This is a genomic window from Streptomyces coelicoflavus, from assembly GCF_003112555.1.
Classification (GTDB): Bacteria; Actinomycetota; Actinomycetes; order Streptomycetales; family Streptomycetaceae; genus Streptomyces; species Streptomyces coelicoflavus.
Genome location: NZ_BEWB01000003.1, coordinates 418,377 through 435,297, shown reverse-complemented (window position 1 = coordinate 435,297; position 16,921 = coordinate 418,377). Strand labels below are relative to the sequence as shown.

Below are 16,921 nucleotides of genomic sequence, written 5' to 3'. Positions count from 1 at the left end.
CGGAGTTCCGCGAGCGCCGTGCCGGCAGGGGGACGTCAGCCCGTGTGCACCTTCAGGGCGGTCCGGACGGCTGATTCGAGGGCGCCCTCGATCCAGGCGGGTTTGATCGAGGTGTGGTCGCCCGCGAAGTGCAGGGGTCCTTCCGACGTGGGGATGTCCGGGAACAGCTCCGTGTGCTGGCCGGGGAAGAGCACGGACGCCTCGCCGTAGGCGTAGTGGTCGCGCATCCACGACTGGGTCCGGCACTTGGTGGTGAAGAAGACCTCGCACCGGCGGCCGAAGACGGCCTGCACTCCGGCGAGGGCGCGCAGACAGCGCTCCTCGTCGGCGTAGGCGTCCCACTTGAGGGCGTCGTCGGACCAGCTGTAGGAGGCCAGCACGATGCCGCCGTCGCTGCCCTCCATGGGGTGGGCGTGCTCGAAGTACATGAAGCGGTTGGCGTTGTCGCTGACGGACCCGCCGCCTCGGACGTGCGCGGCCTCGACCTCGCCCTCCCCGGCGGGCCGGAACGCGGCGAAGCAGTGCTTGTAGGCGTCGGGGACCGTCACCCCCAGGGCCCGCACGGACTTGTGTGCGCCGAGGTGCCGGGCGTCCGTGACCTTGCCCGCCCGGTACTTGTCGTAGAGGCCGTCCTCGATGCCGTCGAGGGCCTCCTTCCACTGCTCCTCGGTCATCTCCCACCAGCGGCGGGAGAACTCCAGCAGCACCTTGGTCGCGGCGTCGTAGTGCAGCTCCGTGACGGCCCGGCGCTTGCCGTACGACAGCGGGGGGTCGAAGGCGACGTGCCGCAGTCCGGAGAAGGGAACGGTGACGATCGCCTCGTCCCCCTCGAAGACCTCCGTGGTGCCCCCCTTGCCCGTCTGGCAGTCCTCGGAGACGGTGTGCACCCGTACCTTGCCGCCGGTGCGTTCGATGCGTACGGCCCGCCGGTCCAGCCGTACCTTCCCCTTCACCGGCGCGTACATGGCGTCGGCGAGCAGCGCGGTGCCGCCCTTGATCTCCCAGAACCTGGTCTTGGGGTCGATCAGCGCGCTGGACAGGAAGCTGTGCAGGAAGGAGAGGTGCAGTCGCGAGGTCAGGTTCTGGATGGTCCCGACGAGGTCGATGGTCCTCGTGTCGAGACCGGCGGCTTCGGTGAGGTAGCGGTACATGGACCAGTGCCCGTACTTCTCGAGCACCTCGGTCCAGCCGTCGACGAGTGCCGTGCCCTCCTTGCCGCGGATGAGCCGGTGCACGGGGGCGAGGGCGTCCGCGAGGATGGCGGCGGCGGTCTTCCCGCGGTTGGCGCCGGTGACGCCGAAGGTGTCGTTGACCCGTTCCGGGTTCCTGTCGTAGTCGGCGCGCCGCTCGTGGACGCCGTTGACGTGGATCCAGGTGCGGTTGGTCTTCTTCGCCGGGTCGTCGGGGTCGACGTCGACCAGGTAGAACTCCTGGCGGGGCAGGTCGAACTTCTCGAGCAGGGCCATGAGGAGCGGGTGGCTCTCCGGCAGCCGCATGGCGCCGGCCTCGGCGTACTGCCGGGGGTCGGCGAAAGGCTGCCGGCCCTTCTCGTGACCGCCCTTGCGGAAGGTCTTGATACGGCCGCCGACCCGGTTGCCGTTGGCCTCGATCACGACGACGTCGTGGCCCGCGCGGTTGAGCAGGTCGGCGGCGAGCAGTCCCGCCGGACCGGCCCCGACGACCAGGACCCGCTTGGTGCCCTTGCCCCGGCTGGCCGGCAGACCGTCGTTGACCGCCTTCACGTAGGACGGGACCAGGGGCTTGTCGTGTGCGTCGTGGACGACGACCGCGCGGGCGACCGTCCGGTACGCCTCGGGGTCGGTGCCGGGCGGCGCCGCGGCCGGCGTGATCGCCGGCGCGGTGGCGGGACTGAGCGCGGTCGCGGCGGTGGCTGAGGCGGCGGTGAGCCCGACGGCGATCGCCGAGGCACCGGTCGCCGTGACCACGGAACGCCGCGAGGGCGTGGTCCGGCGGGGGGCGGGCGGCCGGGCCGGGGTGCCGTGAGCGCCGGAAGCGGGCTGCTCCTCGCCGGTCGCGCGGGAAGACCCGCCGGACGACGCGCTCGCGCCTGAGGTGTACGCGTTCTGAGTGTTCATCGCGTCCCACCCTTGATGCCCCTCGGCGCGGGAACGGCACCGTGGCGGGGCGCTCACACGGACGGGACGGGTAAACCACTCGAACCGGTCCACAGGGTGTACCGGGGTTCACCTGACCTGCCCTTCCCGCACCTGACCGCGCCCGCGCCCGCACCCGCGGATCAGGGCGTGTACAGCGACTGCACCCTGGTGACCCGCCCCTGGCCGTCGAAGCTCAGGTCGAAGCCGAGCAGCGCGCGGTCCGAGGAGGACCGGGCCGTCAGGCGGCCGACGAACTCGTCCTGGGTGTACGCGGCGGGGTGCTTCGCGTCGCCGAGCGGGACCGACAGGAGCACCTGGGCGTCCTCGGTCATGCTCACCTCGGTGTACGGCCCCTCGCCCGGGACGATCACCCATGCCTCGAACCGGGGGTGGGGCTTCTTCTCGGCGGGCCGCACCGACAGGTAGGTCCGGCCGTCGGCGGTCCGGGCGTCGTCGATCTGCACGAACTGCTTGGTGCCGGCCCAGCGGGCCGCGGTGGCGCTCGGCCCGCTGCTCGGGGCCGTCCCGTCCGGCGACGGGGCGGGCGGCGCCGACGTCACGGACGCGGTGGCGGTGGCAGTGGCGGTGGCGGCCTGCCCGTCGTCCGGTCCGTCGTCCGGTCCGCCGCACCCGGTGAGGGCCAGCAGGCCGAGGGTGAGGGCGGTGAGGCAGCGGACGGTGGTGGTCCGGCGGTGTGCGACGCGCATGGTGAAGTCCCCCCAAGGACGTGGTGCGTTCTGGATACGCACTCTCTACGCGCCGGCCCACCCGGGGGGTTGCATCCCGAGGCGAATTGTTCGTCCGCCGCCGTCGGCGACCCGTCCGGCACCTCCACGGCACCCGTCCGGCTGCCGCGGGATCAGTCGCCGAGCCAGTACGCCTCCCGCAGCGAGTGCACGCGGCCCTCGCCGTCGTAGTCGATCGCGAAGGCCCACTTCCGCCCGGCGGCCAGCCGGTCCAGCAGCTCGTCCAGCCGCAGGTCCGCCGGTTTCCCGCCGGACAGCCGCCGTGCCTCGACCGGCGTCCCCCGCGGCAGGGTCAGCGTGTGCACCTCGCCCGTGGGCGTCGCCCCGCCCCGCACGGCACGCAGCGGCTCGACGGTGACCCGCACCGTGTCGCCCCGCGCCACCGCGCCGTACACGTAGGCCAGTTCCTCGGCGTACTCCGCTCCCGGCGCGGGCGTGGGCGGCACGAAGGGCGAGGCGGCGGACGTCGGGAGGACGGCGGGCGGCTCGGGGTCCCGGGCGGCCCGGACCAGCGACAGGCCGCCCAGCGCCACCGCCGCGGCCAGCAGCGCGCCGCCGGACGCCAGTGCGGCCCGCCTGCGGCGCAGGCGCTGCTCGCCGCGCGCCCGGATCCGCTCCGGGGCCGACGGCACCGCGTGCCGGCGGCCCGACTCGGCGAGGTCCGCCAGGGACTCCTCCAGCCTGTCAGCCATGTCGCACCTCCGGCGGACGGCTCGTCCGCGGATCCAGTTCGGTGTCGGACAGCAGCCGGGCCAGCGCCGCCCGGCCCCGGCTCAGCTGCGCCTTGACCGTACCCACCGGACTGCCGACCTCGGCGGCCACCTGCTCGACCGTCAGGTCGCACAGGTGGTGGAGCACCACGGCCCGTCGTTGCGCCTCGGGTATCCGCCGCAGCGCCTGGACCAGCAGCACGTGGTGCGGTTCCGGGGGCGGCACGGCGGCCGGCGGGCCCTGGCGCCGGGCGAAGGCGAGCGCCGTGCGCACCTTCCGCCACCGGCTGACCGCCAGCCGCCAGGCCACCGTGCGCACCCACGCCTCGGGGGCACCGTTCAGGTCCAGCTCGGTCCGCCGTTCCCAGGCCCGGGCGAAGGCCTCCTGGACCACGTCCTGGGCCTCGGCGAGGTCGCCCGTCATCGCGTACAGGTGACCGATGAGCCGGCCGACGCTCTCGGCGTAGAAGGCGTCGAACTCGTGCGTGTCCGTACCCCGGCCGGTGCTCGGTTCGTCTGGTGGTCGCATGTCTCCCCCGTCGGGCTGCACGGTGTCATCCGACCGCCTTCCGGTACAAGCGGCCGGCGTCGTCGGCTCCGGTCCGCCCTCGCACCGGTCCTCGGCAGCCTGGCGGGCCGGAACACTGCCGGATGCCGTACAGGCGGGGGCGTCGCGGCCGGTGGCACCATGCGCGCATGACCGTCGGCCAGGAAGTGAGCGTCCGCTCCCCGCGCAGGCGGCCCCTGTGGGTGTGCGTCGGGGTGGGCGCGGCCGGGGCCGTCCTGGCCGCGGGGCGCCTGGTGTACTCGGGCACGTTCGTGGACTGGTGGGTGGGCGGCGGGCTGCTGGCCGCTCTGGTGGGCGTCGCCTTCCTCCACGGGGTCACCCTCGAGGTGGGCGCCGGCGCGTACGGCGTGCGGTACGGCTCGCTGCTGCGCCGTCACCGGAGCGTGCCGTGGGACGACATCGCCGACCTGCGCGTCCACATCCAGTACGGGCGGCACGGGGAGGAGTACTTCCGCGTCGGCGTACTGCTGCGCGACGGGCGGACGCGGCGGCTGCCCCTGCCGGTGTCCGGGTCCCGGGACGACCGGCCGGACTTCGACGCGACGCTGGACGCGCTGCGGGCGCTGCACCGTCGTCACGGGCGGCCCGAGTCGGACCATCTCGTCGTCATCTCGAAGCGCGTCGCCGGGCGCGGGATCGCCGTGCCCGTGTTCCTGTGCGTGCTGCTGCTCGCGGGCGCGGGCCTGGCCGCGTGGTTCGTGCCGGTGGCCGGGGCGACGAAGGAGGCGTGGACGTCGGCCGTACCGTGCGCGGCCGGGACGCCGTCCGCCGACCGCCGTGAGTGCCTGACCACCCTGGACGCCGTGGTCGCGGGCACCGAGGTGGGCCGGGGGAAGCGGCCCAGCCGGCTGTACTTCGCCGACGGCCGGCCGCTGGACCGGCTCACGGTCTCCCGGGACGGCGCCCAGGCCTTCCGGGCCGGTGACCCCGTCGAACTCACCGTGTGGCGAGGCCAGGTGAGAGTCGTCGCGGGGGAACACCACGTCTGGCGGGAGAACTTCACCAGTGCCGGCTCGGTGGCCGTCGTCGCGGCCGCGCTCGCCCTGGCCGCGGGCTGGCCGGGGGCCCGGGTGCTGGTGCACCGGCGCGGACGCCGGCTTCCCGACGACGAGGTGCTGCCGTCGGTGCTGCCGTTCCTGGGCGTTCTGGCCGTCACGGCCGTATGGCTGCTCCCGCTCTGCTACCTCCACCCCATGGGGCTGCCGGCCTCCGCCGGGCCCCTCGCGTGGGCGGGCGCGGGGACGCTCGGCACGCTGGTCCTCCTCGTCCCGGCCTGGCGCGCGACCCGGATCCGCCCGCCCCGTCCGGCCGCGGCGCCGCCCGGGAAGTCCGCCGGCGAGGACGTGTTCCTGGCCGCCCGCTTCCTGGAGAGCACCGACTACAACCCGAACCACTTCGGCACCCATGTCGTGCTCGGCGACGGCCCGCCCGCCGTCGTCCCCCACCCCGGCCCGGGGCGGTTCGCGGCGAGGCCGATCCCGGTGCGGCGGCTCACCGTCGGGGACGTACGGCGCCTGCGCGGCGGCGACGGCGAGAACGTGCCCCGCGGCTGGCACGTCGCCGAGCTCGACGACGCGGGCGAGCCGGTCCGCCTCGCGGCGGCCCCGGCCGACCTGGCCCGCATCCTGCACGCACTGGACGCCGCCGGGGCGTCTGCCGCGGCCACGCCTTCCGGGGCCTGACGCCGCGTCGGGTTGTCCGAGAACTCCCCCGGAAATGTCCGTGATCCGTAACGAACGGATCCTCCGGTCGTTTTCACCCGTCCTGTCATGTGGTCCCCGGCATGAGCGGGGGCGGCGAGGGACTAGGCGAAGGCGGGGCGGCGGACATGGCGCGGCACGGTGGTGGGCGGGGCTGGTACGGCAAGGTGGTCGGGGCGGCGCTCGGTGTGACGATGCTCGCCGTCGGCGCCTCGGTGTGGACCGCGCAGGCCGACTCCGTCGGCGGCGGCGCGACACCGCGGGCGTCCGCGTCGGCCACGCCGGGCGGCGGCGCCAAGCCCGTCGACATCAGCATCGCGCACGCCTCGGACGCGGGGCCGCGCGGCGTGAACATCACCATCGACGACGGCCCCGACCCCAACTGGACGCCCCAGGTGCTCGACCTGCTGAAGGAACACGGCGTGAAGGCCACCTTCTGCATGACGGGCCTCCAGGCGCAGGCGCACCCGGACCTCGTGAAGGACGTCGTCGCGGCCGGGCACCGGCTGTGCGACCACTCGGTGTCGCACGACACCGCCATGGACAAGAAGTCCGAGGCGTACCAGTCCAAGGAGATCCTCGACGCCGAGCGCATGATCACCGAGGCGTCCGGGGGTGTGCGGCCGGTGTACTACCGGGCGCCCGGCGGGGCGTTCACCCCCTACAGCCGCAAGCTCGCCGCCTCGCGGGGCATGCGCCCGCTGGGCTGGAACGTGGACACCAAGGACTTCGAGCGGCCGGGTACGGACGCCATCGTCGCCACCGTCCGGCGGGAGCTGCCCAACGGGCCGACGATCCTCTTCCACGACGCCGGCGGCGACCGCACCCAGACCGTCGAGGCCCTGCGGCAGGTCCTGCCCTGGCTGAAGGAGCAGGGGTACGACTTCGGTTTCCCGGTGCGCTGAGCGCGACGGCCGCTCAGACCGTCCGGGCCGGCTCCGGCGTCCGGGGGGCGACCGGGCGGCGGCGGGTCGGGACGCCGAGGGTCGGGTTGGCGACGCCCCAGGCCGCGGACTTGCAGACGAGTTCCTTGTAGAGGGCGGCGAACCGGCCGGTCAGGGCCGCGCCCACGGCGCGGTCGTCCGCGGTGACGTACTGGATCAGGCCCTGGCTGCGGCCCAGCGAGATGCACTGGTTGAAGTAGCGCGGCGTCACCTTCGGCAGCTTCGCGCCGGTCAGGCGGGCCGCGACGGCGTCGGCGGCCTGCCAGGCGGTGGGGACGCCCGAGGCGCACGACATCCGCAGCGGCTTGCCGCCGGGGCCCGCCGCCAGGGCCGCGTCACCGACGGCGTAGACGTCCGGGTGGGAGACCGAGCGCATGGTCGCGTCGACCACGATCCGGCCGGTGTCGGTGACGTCCAGCGTGGTGGCCCTCGCCAGGGGTTGGACGGCGAAGCCGGTGGTCCACACCGTGACGTCGGCCGGGACGGACGTGCCGTCGGCGGTGACGACGTGGTCGGCGGCCACGGCCGTGACGGCGGCGTTCTCGCGGGCCGTGATGCCCAGGGTGTGGAAGACCTTCCGCAGGTGGCGGCGGCCCTTGGGGGAGAGCCAGTCGCCGAGTTCGCCGCGGGCGGTGAGCGTCACGTCGAGGTCCGGGCGGGCCTCGGCGATCTCGGTCGCGGCCTCCAGGCCGGTGAGCCCGCCGCCGACGACGACCACGGTGCGGCCGGCCGCCAGCCCCGCCAGACGTTCGCGCAGCCGGAGCGCTCCGGTGCGGCCGGCGATCTCGTGGGCGTGCTCCGCGGCGCCGGGGACGTCCTGCGGGTCCCAGGCACTGCCGAGGGCGTAGACGAGGGTGTCGTACGCCAGCTCGCCCGTGCCGTCCGGGTCCGTGACGGAGACGGTCCTGCGGTCGGTGTCCACGCCGGTGACCTGCGCGATCCGCACCTCGACCCCGGTCTTCGCGAACATCTCGTCCAGCGGCCGGGCCCTGAGCTCCTGGCCGGTCGCGAGCTGGTGCATCCTGACCCGTTCGACGAAGTGGGGCTCGGCGTTGACGAGGGTGATGGCCGCGTCCTGGGGGCGCAGCCGCCTGGCGAGACGGCCGGCGGCGACGGCTCCGGCGTATCCGGCGCCCAGGACGACGATGCGGTGCTGCGTGGGGTGCTGCATGACGTACTCCCTTGTCTGCGGCCGCTGAGGCTCTCCAGCGGGACTCGCCCCTTGAACCGGGCAGCTCGCCGATTCCTGACAGGGGCGGGGAGTGACGCGCGCCACAGTCCGGTCAGAAGGCGCGGACCAGGGGTTCCCCGTGGTCGGTGGCCGCCCACCGGCGGGTGGCGCGTTCGAGCTTGTCGGGGTTGACCTGGTTGCGGAAGCCCGCGAGCCCCTCGGCGGTGACCTCCAGGCACATGATCCCGATGACCCGGCCGTGCACGACGGCCACGACGGCGGGGTCGCCGTTGGCGGTGGTCGCGTGGATCTCGGCGGGGCCGCCGGTCAGCGCCCGCTTGGCCTTGCCGGGCTTGAACAGGCCCCGCAGGAACGTCGCCACGGCGCGGGCGCCCTCGAACGCCTTGGCGCGGGCGGGGACCTTTCCGCCGCCGTCGCCGATCGACACGGCGTCCTGGGTGAGCAGCCGCACGAGGGGTTCGGTCCGGCCGCTGGTGGCCGCCGTGAGGAACTCCTCGACGATCCGCCGGGCGGCGGCCTCGTCGACCTGTGTACGGGCCCGGCCCCGGGCGACGTGCTTCCTGGCCCGGTGCAGGGTCTGCTGGCTGGCGTCCTCCGTGATGTCGAGGATCGCGGCGATCTCCCGGTGCGCGTATCCGAACGCCTCGCGCAGGACGTACACGGCCCGCTCGCCCGGTGAGAGCCGCTCCAGCAGGGCGAGGACCGCGAGGGAGACCGACTCGCGCTGCTCGGCCGTCTCCGCCGGGCCGAGCATGGGGTCGCCGACGAGCAGCGGTTCGGGCAGCCACTGGCCCACGTAGGTCTCCCGCCGTGCGCGGGCCGAGGTGAGCTGGTTGAGGCACAGGTTGGTGAGGACCTTGGTCAGCCAGGCCTCGGGGACCTCGATCCGCTCGACGTCGGCCGCCTGCCAGCGCAGGAACGTCTCCTGCACGGCGTCCTCCGCCTCGCTCGCCGAGCCGAGCAGGCGGTAGGCGAGGGCCTCCAGGCGGTGCCTGGAGGCCTCGAACCGTTCCACGTCGCTCACGGTCAGGGCCATGGCCCGGATTGTAACCGCGCCTCAGTGCCCGGCCGCCCGCGCCACCAGTTCCCCGAGCGCGACGTTCAGCTCCAGGACGTTCACCCGCGGCTCGCCGATGAAGCCGAGGGTGCGCGGGGTGGTGTGCTCGTCGACGAGCGTCCGTATCCGGGCGACGGGCAGGCCGTTGCGTTCGGCGACCCGGCGCACCTGGAGACCGGCGTACTCGGGGGAGATGTCCGGGTCCAGGCCGGAGCCGGAGGAGGTGACGGCGTCGGCGGGCACGTCCTCGGGCCGCACGGGGTGTCCTGGCACGGAGTTGTCCTTGACGACGGCGGCCTTGGCGTCCTTCACCCACCGGAGGAGTTCCGGGTTGTCGGCGGAGCGGTTGGTGGCGCCGGAAAGGATCAGCTCGTACCGGGTGTTCACGGTGTTGGTGCCGAGGCCGTTGGCCGGGCGGCCCTGGAACCATTTCAGGTCCGGCTCCGGGGTCTCCTGGCCGTCCTTCAGCGGCAGGTTGTAGGACTGGCCGATGAGGGAGGAGCCGACGACCTTTCCGTCCGCCTCGATCTCGGAGCCGTTCGCCTTCCCGGGGAACAGCCCCTGGGCGATGCCGGTGACGACGAGCGGATACACGATGCCGGTGACCACGGTCAGGACGAGCAGGGCGCGCAGGCCCGCCGTGAACAGCCGGGCGGCGTTGGTGAGGGAAGTGTTCATGTCGGTCAGCCGATCCCGGGGACGAGCGAGACGATCAGGTCGATGAGCTTGATGCCGGCGAACGGGGCGACGAGACCGCCCAGTCCGTACACGGCGAGGTTGCGGCGCAGCATCCGGTCGGCGCTCATCGGCCGGTAGCGCACGCCCTTCAGGGCGAGCGGGACCAGTACGACGATGATCAGCGCGTTGAAGATCACCGCGGACAGGATCGCGGAGTCCGGGGAGGACAGGCCCATGATGTTGAGCTTGTCCAGGCCCGGGTGGACGGCCGCGAAGAGCGCCGGGATGATCGCGAAGTACTTGGCGACGTCGTTGGCGATCGAGAACGTCGTGAGCGCCCCGCGCGTGATCAGCAACTGCTTGCCGATCTCGACGATCTCGATCAGCTTGGTGGGGTTGGAGTCGAGGTCGACCATGTTGCCGGCCTCCTTGGCGGCCGACGTGCCGGTGTTCATCGCCACGCCGACGTCCGCCTGGGCCAGCGCGGGGGCGTCGTTGGTGCCGTCGCCGGTCATCGCGACCAGCTTGCCGCCGGCCTGCTCGCGCTTGATGAGGGCCATCTTGTCCTCGGGCGTGGCCTCCGCGAGGTAGTCGTCGACGCCCGCCTCTTCGGCGATCGCCCTGGCCGTCAGCGGGTTGTCGCCCGTGATCATGACGGTCTTGATGCCCATGCGGCGCAGTTCGTCGAACCGCTCGCGCATGCCCTGCTTGACGACGTCCTTGAGGTGGACGACACCGAGGACGCGGGCGCCGCGCTCGTCCTCGACGGCGACGAGCAGCGGTGTGCCGCCCGCCGCGGAGATGCGCTCGACCGCCGTGTCCGCGTCCTCGGACACCGGGCCGCCGCGCTCCCGGACCCAGGCGACGACGGAACCCGCCGCGCCCTTGCGGACCTTGCGGCCGTCGGCGTCCACGCCGGACATGCGGGTCTGGGCGGTGAACTCGATCCACTCGGCGCCCGTCAGCTCGCCCTGCTGCCGCTCGCGCAGGCCGTACTTCTCCTTGGCGAGGACGACGATCGAGCGGCCTTCGGGGGTCTCGTCGGCGAGGGAGGAGAGCTGGGCGGCGTCGGCGACCTCGGCCGCCGTCACGCCGCCCACCGGCACGAACTCGGCGGCCTGCCGGTTGCCCAGCGTGATCGTGCCGGTCTTGTCGAGGAGCAGCGTGGAGACGTCGCCGGCGGCCTCGACGGCGCGGCCCGACATCGCCAGCACGTTGCGCTGCACCAGGCGGTCCATGCCCGCGATGCCGATGGCGGAGAGCAGGGCGCCGATCGTGGTGGGGATGAGGCAGACCAGCAGGGCCACCAGCACGACCAGGTCCAGGTGGGTGCCCGCGTAGTCGGCGAACGGCGGGAGGGTGGCGCAGGCCAGCAGGAAGACGACGGTCAGCGAGGCCAGCAGGATGTTCAGCGCGATCTCGTTCGGCGTCTTCTGCCGGGCCGCTCCCTCGACCAGGTTGATCATCCGGTCGATGAAGGTCTCGCCCGGCTTCGTGGTGATCCTGACGACGATGCGGTCGGAGAGGACCTTGGTCCCGCCGGTGACCGCGGACCGGTCGCCGCCGGACTCGCGGATGACGGGCGCCGACTCGCCGGTGATGGCCGACTCGTCGACCGAGGCGACGCCCTCGACGACGTCGCCGTCGCCGGGGACGACGTCCCCGGCCTCGCAGACGACCAGGTCGCCGACCGTGAGCCCGGTACCGGGGACCGTGGTGCCGTCGACCCGGCGGGCGACGGTGTCGGTCCTGGCCTTGCGCAGGGTGTCGGCCTGGGCCTTGCCGCGGCCCTCGGCGACCGCCTCCGCCAGGTTGGCGAAGAGCACGGTCAGCCAGAGCCAGGCGCTGATCGTCCAGCCGAACCGGTCGCCGGGGTCCGTGAAGGAGAAGGCGGTGGTCAGCACGGAGCCGACGAGGACGACGAACATGACGGGCGACTTCACCATCACCCGTGGGTCGAGCTTGCGGAACGCGTCGGGCAGCGACGTGACCAGCTGCTTCGGGTCGAAGAGGCCCGCGCCGACGCGGCCCTGACCGGGCTGGTGCCCGGAGGGTGCGTCGCCGTGCGGCGCCCGGGTCTCAGTGGCTGTGGACATGGAGTCCTCTTGGTTCAGCGGGTCGGTCTTCTGCGTGTCGGTGTTCATGCCGCCAGCCCTTCCGCGAGCGGGCCCAGGGAGAGGGCCGGGAAGTAGGTCAGGCCGGTGATGATCAGGACGGCGCCGGCCAGGAGGCCGGCGAAGAGCGGCTTCTCGGTGCGCAGCGTGCCCGCGGTGGCGGGAACCGGCTGCTGCCGGGCCAGCGAGCCCGCGAGGGCCAGGACGAACACCATCGGCAGGAAGCGGCCCAGCAGCATGGCGAGGCCGAGGGTGGTGTTGAACCACTGGGTGTCGGCGTTCAGGCCCGCGAAGGCCGAGCCGTTGTTGTTCGAGGCGGAGGTGTAGGCGTACAGGATCTCGGAGAAGCCGTGCGCCCCGCTGTTGGTCATCGAGTCGCCCGGGGTGGGCAGGGCCAGCGCCGCGGCCGTGAACACCAGGACCAGGGCCGGGGTGATCAGGATGTAGCAGGCGGCGAACTTGATCTCGCGGGTGCCGATCTTCTTGCCCAGGTACTCCGGCGTACGCCCGACCATGAGCCCTGCGACGAACACCGCGACGACCGCCATGACCAGCATGCCGTAGAGCCCGGACCCGACCCCGCCGGGCGCGATCTCGCCCAGCATCATGCCGAGCATGGTGATGCCGCCGCCGAGGCCGGTGTAGGAGGAGTGGAAGGAGTCCACGGCGCCGGTCGAGGTCAGGGTCGTGGTCACCGCGAAGAGCGACGAACCGCCGATCCCGAAACGCAGCTCCTTGCCCTCCGTCGCCCCGCCGGCCGCCTGCAACGCGGGGCCGTGGTGGGCGAACTCGGTCCACATCATCAGGGCGACGAAGGAGAGCCAGATGGCGGCCATCGTGCCGAGGATCGCGTAGCCCTGGCGCACCGAGCCGGTCATGACGCCGAAGGTGCGGGTCAGGGAGACCGGGATCAGCAGGATCAGGAAGATCTCGAACAGGTTGGTGAACGGCGTCGGGTTCTCGAAGGGGTGGGCGGAGTTGGCATTGAAGTAGCCGCCGCCGTTGGTGCCCAGCTCCTTGATGACCTCCTGCGAGGCGACCGCGCCCCCGTTCCACTGCTGCGGAGCGCCCAGGAACTGGCCGACCTCGTGGATGCCGGAGAAGTTCTGGATGACCCCGCAGGCCACCAGGACCACCGCGCCGACCGCGGCGATCGGCACCAGGACGCGGACGACCCCGCGGACCAGGTCGGCCCAGAAGTTGCCCAGTTCACCGGTGCGGGACCGCGCGAAGCCGCGCACGAGGGCGACGGCGACGGCGATGCCGACGGCCGCCGAGACGAAGTTCTGCACGGCAAGACCGGCGGTCTGCACGACGTGGCCCATCGCCTGCTCGCCGTAGTACGACTGCCAGTTGGTGTTGGCGACGAAGGACGCGGCGGTGTTGAACGCCTGGTCCGGGTCGATGGAGGCGAAGCCGAGCGAGCCGGGCAGGACGCCCTGGAGCCGCTGGAGCAGGTAGAGGAAAAGGACACCGGCGAGGGAGAAGGCGAGGACGCCGCGCAGGTAGGCGGGCCAGCGCATCTCCGTGTCCGGGTCGGCGCCGATGCCCTTGTAGATCCACTTCTCCACGCGCCAGTGCGTGCCGGAGGAGTAGACCCGGGCCATGTGGTTGCCGAGGGGTATGTGGGCGAGGGCCAGCGCGGCGACGAGCGCGAGCAGCTGGAGCACGCCGGAGAGGACGGGGCTCATACGGTGCTCAGAACCTCTCCGGGTGGATCAGGGCGAGGACGAGGTAACCGAGCAGGGCGACGGCCACGATCAGGCCGACGACGTTCTCCGCGGTCACAGCTTCGTCACCCCCTTGGCGACGAGGGCCACGAGCGCGAACACCGCGAGCGTGGTGACGACGAAGGCCACGTCGGCCATCGCGAGCTCCTAGTGAGGTGCGGAAGAGAGCAACTGACAGGGACGATGAGAGCCCTCTTCCGACCCGATTCGTCCGCCGTTGACGGCTTCCATACGGCGGCGCGCTCGCCCTTGACACCTCTCTGACGACGACCGTCGCCGCAGCCGGCGTCCGGTGCCTCCAGGAGCCGGCCGGCTACTCCGGCAGCCCGTGGGCCGCCACCCGCTTCACCGTTCCCCCGGCCAGGCGGTAGGACAGGCCGACGACCGCGCACCGGCCGGCGGCCACCTCGTCCGCCAGCAGCGCCGAGCGCCCCACCAGGCCGTCCACGCTGCGGCGGATGTGCTCGTCCACGAACCGGTCGATCCCGGTGCCGCCGGCGGCGCGTGCCGCGAGCACGCTCGGGATCACCCGTTCCACCACGTCCCCGATGTAGCCGGCCGGCGCCGTACCGCCCTGCACGGCCTCGGCCGCCGCGGTGACCGCGCCGCAGGAGTCGTGCCCCAGCACCACCACGAGCGGTGCGCCCAGCACCTTCACGCCGTACTCGACGCTGCCCAGCGCCTCCGCGCCCGCCACATGGCCGGCCGTCCGCACCACGAACAGGTCGCCCAGCCCCCGGTCGAAGATGATCTCGGCCGCCAGCCGCGAGTCCGAGCACCCGAAGAGCACCGCGAACGGATGCTGGCGCGGGGCCAGCTCCGAGCGGCGGTCGGCGTCCTGGTTGGGGTGCAGGCGGTCACCGCTCACGAAGCGGGCGTTGCCCTGCAACAGGGCGGCGTAGGCCTCGGCGGGGGAGGAAGGGCTCAGATCAGGCATGGGTGCAAGGTACTGGCCCGGCCGCGGAGCGGCGTGCAGGCGGTACGGTGGAGAGGAATTGCGTAATTGCGCAAGTCGTTGACTGCTTCGCTTCCTACTTCCTCCACGGACGAGAGGTGACCGGAATGCCGGTGAGCCGGCAGGACCGTACGGCCGCACCCCCCGGCAGGGCCGGACGCGGCAACCGTGACAACTCCGAGCGCCGTTTCGAGCGGGGTGTCGCCCTCCGGGCGGGCTTCTACATCTTCGGCACGCACGTCCTCGCCGGTTTCATCTGGCTGCTCTTCTACGTGGGCGAGCACGCCCACAAGTGACCGGCGCGGCGCCGCGGCGCTACTCCGGCGGCTGTCCCGGCCCGGTCTGCCCGGCCCGGAGGTCCGCGAGCAGTTCGGCCTGCCCCGCGAGCACGCCGGAGAGGATGCCGCGCGCGACCCTGAGCAACTCGGCGACCTGCGGACTGGTCAGGGAGTAGTACACGGTCGACCCCTCCTTGCGGGAGACCACCAGGTTCGACCGGCGCAACACCGCGAGCTGCTGGGACAGGTGGGCCGGTTCGATCCCCACCTCGGGCAGCATCTCCGCCACCGCGTGCTCGCGCTCGCTCAGCAGTTCCAGGACGCGGATGCGCGCCGGATGGCCGAGCGTCTTGAAGAACTCCGCCTTCAACTGGTACAGCGGCGTGCTCATCGTGCCCTCGCCCTTCTCCCACCCCGGCGGCGCGCGCCGGCCGACCCGCCCTGGGCGCGTCGCGTCCGTCCCGTCCTCATCAGCATGCCGCCCATCCTCGCGCGAGCCACCCGTCAGGCCGAATCCGCCCGACGTATCCGGTCCCGTCCGGGCGGCGCCGGAGGTACTCCGACCGGCTGTGGCCGGGCGGCACGTCCCCGCCCGCCGGGCCAGGGTGGGCGTAGGACGATCCGCACGGCGGGAAACGAGGCAGGCGCGATGGCGGAGGACTGGCGGCGCCCACCGGACGATCCGGCCCCGGCCGGCGAGGGCTCCGCGGACGGCGAGGGGCCCACGGCCGGCGAGGGGCCCGCGGACGGCGAGGGGCCCGCGGACAGCCCCGCCGGCGACCCCGACGAGCCGTACGCCTCGCTCCTCGACCTGCCGCTCAGCTCCGACCTGAACCGGATCGGCGAACAGCTGCACGCCCTGGCCCGCGCCCAGCGGACCTTGCAGGAGCTGCTCCAGGCGGTGGTGAACATCACCGGCGAGCTGGAGCTGCCCGCGGTGCTGCGCCGCATCGTGCGCACCGCCATGGACCTGGTGGGCGCCCGCTACGGGGCCATGGGCGTCCTCGACCCGGAGGGCAGGTACCTGGAGGAGTTCATCCCGCTGGGGCTCACCGCGACGGAGCTGGCCGGTCTGGACGGGGTGGAGCTGCCGCGGGGCAGGGGCCTGCTCGGGCACCTGATCCACCATCCCGAGCCGCTGCGGGTCAAGGACATCTCGCGCCACCCGGAGTCGGCGGGCTTCCCGCCCGGACACCCGCCGATGCGCAGCCTGCTCGGGGTGGCGATCAGTGTGCGCGGCCGGATCTACGGCAACCTCTACCTCTCCGAACGCAGGGACGGGCAGCCCTTCGACCGGCACGACGAGGGCGTGATCCGCGCGCTGGCCGGCACGGCGGGCGTGGCGATCGAGAACGCCCGCCTCTACCAGCAGGTGCAGCACAGCAGCGAGCAGTTCCAGCGCCTGCTGCTGCCCCGCCTGCCCGACCTGCGGCCCTTCACCGCGGGCGCGGCCTACCGCCCGGCGAGCGCGCCCGCGGCCGTGGGCGGCGACTGGTACGACGCGATGCTGCTGCCCGGCGGGGCCTGCGCGGCGGTGATCGGTGACGTCGTGGGGCACGACCTGCGGGCCGCGGCGGACATGTCGCAGATCCGCAACATGCTGCGCGCCCTGTACTACGACCGGAGCGCGCCGCCCAGCACGTCCCTCGCCCGGCTCGACCGGATCATGGGCGCCGCCCTGGACGAGGCCCCCGTCGCCACCGCGCTGCTCGCGCGGCTGGAGCCCGCGGACGGCACGTGGCAGCTGCGCTGGTCCAGCGCGGGACACCCGCCACCGCTGGTGCTGCTGCCCGACGGCCGGGTGGAGTACCTGGACGTGGAGCCCGGCCTCCCGCTCGGGGTGGCGCCCGAACTGCCGCGGCCCGACCACTGCCGGCCCCTGCCGGTGGACAGCACCGTCATCCTGTTCACCGACGGTCTCGTGGAGGTCCCCGGCCAGCCGCTCGACCGGGGCCTGGACGCCCTGGCCGTGACCGCCTCCCGGCTGATCGGACTCGCGCCCGACGACCTGTGCCGCGCCCTGATCACCCACCGGCCCGGCGACGGCCACGACGACAAGGCCGTCATCGCCCTGCGCACCCCGCCCCTGACGGGCTACGGCTCCTCGTGAGGGCGGCCGGTGTCACAGCGGC

Annotated in this window: 16 protein-coding genes; 4 read left to right on the top strand and 12 right to left on the bottom strand. The window is 73.2% G+C overall.

Going from position 1 to position 16,921, the window contains the following annotated elements; all coding sequences use genetic code 11:
- Window positions 1–35: 35 nt before the first annotated feature.
- The 4 genes from Sco07f_RS07150 to Sco07f_RS07135 all read right to left on the bottom strand — a co-directional run bounded on the left by Sco07f_RS07150 (window position 36) and on the right by Sco07f_RS07135 (window position 4,102).
- The gene (locus Sco07f_RS07150; protein ID WP_108987287.1) at window positions 36–2,096 is read right to left on the bottom strand and encodes a flavin monoamine oxidase family protein; all 2,061 of its coding nucleotides are present in this window, start codon (window positions 2,094–2,096) and stop codon (window positions 36–38) included.
- A 161-nt stretch (window positions 2,097–2,257) separates the two neighbouring features.
- Entirely contained in the window at window positions 2,258–2,824 is a 567-nt protein-coding gene (locus tag Sco07f_RS07145; RefSeq protein ID WP_108987286.1) for a hypothetical protein, read from the bottom strand.
- Window positions 2,825–2,976: 152 nt separating this feature from the next.
- A complete protein-coding gene (locus Sco07f_RS07140; RefSeq protein ID WP_054103060.1) occupies window positions 2,977–3,555 on the bottom strand; it encodes a hypothetical protein in 579 nt (192 codons plus the stop codon).
- Window positions 3,548–4,102: a SigE family RNA polymerase sigma factor gene (locus tag Sco07f_RS07135; protein ID WP_108987285.1), complete on the bottom strand. Its 555-nt coding sequence runs from the start codon at window positions 4,100–4,102 to the stop codon at window positions 3,548–3,550. Before Sco07f_RS07135 ends, Sco07f_RS07140 begins: the two co-directional genes overlap by 8 nt.
- A gap of 167 nt (window positions 4,103–4,269) precedes the next feature.
- Here Sco07f_RS07135 and Sco07f_RS07130 point away from each other — a divergent pair, with 167 nt between their 5' ends.
- Together Sco07f_RS07130 and Sco07f_RS07125 are read left to right on the top strand one after the other, a co-directional pair.
- Window positions 4,270–5,823 carry a PH domain-containing protein gene (locus Sco07f_RS07130; protein WP_108987284.1) on the top strand — a complete coding sequence of 518 codons (1,554 nt, stop codon included), beginning with the start codon at window positions 4,270–4,272 and terminating at the stop codon, window positions 5,821–5,823.
- Window positions 5,824–5,969: 146 nt separating this feature from the next.
- Window positions 5,970–6,746, top strand: coding sequence for a polysaccharide deacetylase family protein (locus Sco07f_RS07125; protein WP_007451749.1), 777 nt, complete (start codon window positions 5,970–5,972; stop codon window positions 6,744–6,746).
- Window positions 6,747–6,759: 13 nt separating this feature from the next.
- Here Sco07f_RS07125 and Sco07f_RS07120 read toward each other — a convergent pair whose 3' ends face one another.
- The 7 genes from Sco07f_RS07120 to Sco07f_RS07090 all read right to left on the bottom strand — a co-directional run bounded on the left by Sco07f_RS07120 (window position 6,760) and on the right by Sco07f_RS07090 (window position 14,493).
- Window positions 6,760–7,956, bottom strand: a complete 1,197-nt coding sequence (locus Sco07f_RS07120) for an NAD(P)/FAD-dependent oxidoreductase (protein WP_108987282.1) — start codon at window positions 7,954–7,956, stop codon at window positions 6,760–6,762.
- Between the two features lie 112 nt (window positions 7,957–8,068).
- Window positions 8,069–9,013 carry an RNA polymerase sigma factor SigJ gene (sigJ, locus tag Sco07f_RS07115; protein ID WP_108987281.1) on the bottom strand — a complete coding sequence of 315 codons (945 nt, stop codon included), beginning with the start codon at window positions 9,011–9,013 and terminating at the stop codon, window positions 8,069–8,071.
- Between the two features lie 21 nt (window positions 9,014–9,034).
- A complete protein-coding gene (locus Sco07f_RS07110; protein WP_108987280.1) occupies window positions 9,035–9,712 on the bottom strand; it encodes a potassium-transporting ATPase subunit C in 678 nt (225 codons plus the stop codon).
- Window positions 9,713–9,717: 5 nt separating this feature from the next.
- On the bottom strand, window positions 9,718–11,856 hold the full coding sequence (kdpB, locus tag Sco07f_RS07105; protein WP_108987279.1) for a potassium-transporting ATPase subunit KdpB: 2,139 nt from the start codon (window positions 11,854–11,856) through the stop codon (window positions 9,718–9,720).
- Window positions 11,853–13,517, bottom strand: coding sequence for a potassium-transporting ATPase subunit KdpA (gene kdpA, locus Sco07f_RS07100; protein WP_108987278.1), 1,665 nt, complete (start codon window positions 13,515–13,517; stop codon window positions 11,853–11,855). Before kdpA ends, kdpB begins: the two co-directional genes overlap by 4 nt.
- A 7-nt stretch (window positions 13,518–13,524) precedes the next feature.
- The gene (gene kdpF, locus Sco07f_RS07095; RefSeq protein WP_007451765.1) at window positions 13,525–13,614 is read right to left on the bottom strand and encodes a K(+)-transporting ATPase subunit F; all 90 of its coding nucleotides are present in this window, start codon (window positions 13,612–13,614) and stop codon (window positions 13,525–13,527) included.
- Between the two features lie 255 nt (window positions 13,615–13,869).
- Window positions 13,870–14,493 (bottom strand): carbonic anhydrase, encoded by a 624-nt coding sequence (locus Sco07f_RS07090; protein ID WP_007451763.1) that lies wholly within the window; start codon window positions 14,491–14,493, stop codon window positions 13,870–13,872.
- A gap of 125 nt (window positions 14,494–14,618) precedes the next feature.
- Between Sco07f_RS07090 and Sco07f_RS07085 the strand changes: the two genes are divergently transcribed.
- Window positions 14,619–14,807 (top strand): DUF6126 family protein, encoded by a 189-nt coding sequence (locus Sco07f_RS07085; RefSeq protein ID WP_087790168.1) that lies wholly within the window; start codon window positions 14,619–14,621, stop codon window positions 14,805–14,807.
- Window positions 14,808–14,826: 19 nt separating this feature from the next.
- Here Sco07f_RS07085 and Sco07f_RS07080 read toward each other — a convergent pair whose 3' ends face one another.
- Complete coding sequence (locus tag Sco07f_RS07080) at window positions 14,827–15,180, bottom strand: ArsR/SmtB family transcription factor (RefSeq protein ID WP_007451762.1); 354 nt, start codon at window positions 15,178–15,180, stop codon at window positions 14,827–14,829.
- Window positions 15,181–15,438: 258 nt separating this feature from the next.
- Between Sco07f_RS07080 and Sco07f_RS07075 the strand changes: the two genes are divergently transcribed.
- A complete protein-coding gene (locus Sco07f_RS07075; protein ID WP_174855315.1) occupies window positions 15,439–16,899 on the top strand; it encodes a GAF domain-containing SpoIIE family protein phosphatase in 1,461 nt (486 codons plus the stop codon).
- The last annotated feature ends 22 nt before the right edge of the window (window positions 16,900–16,921 follow it).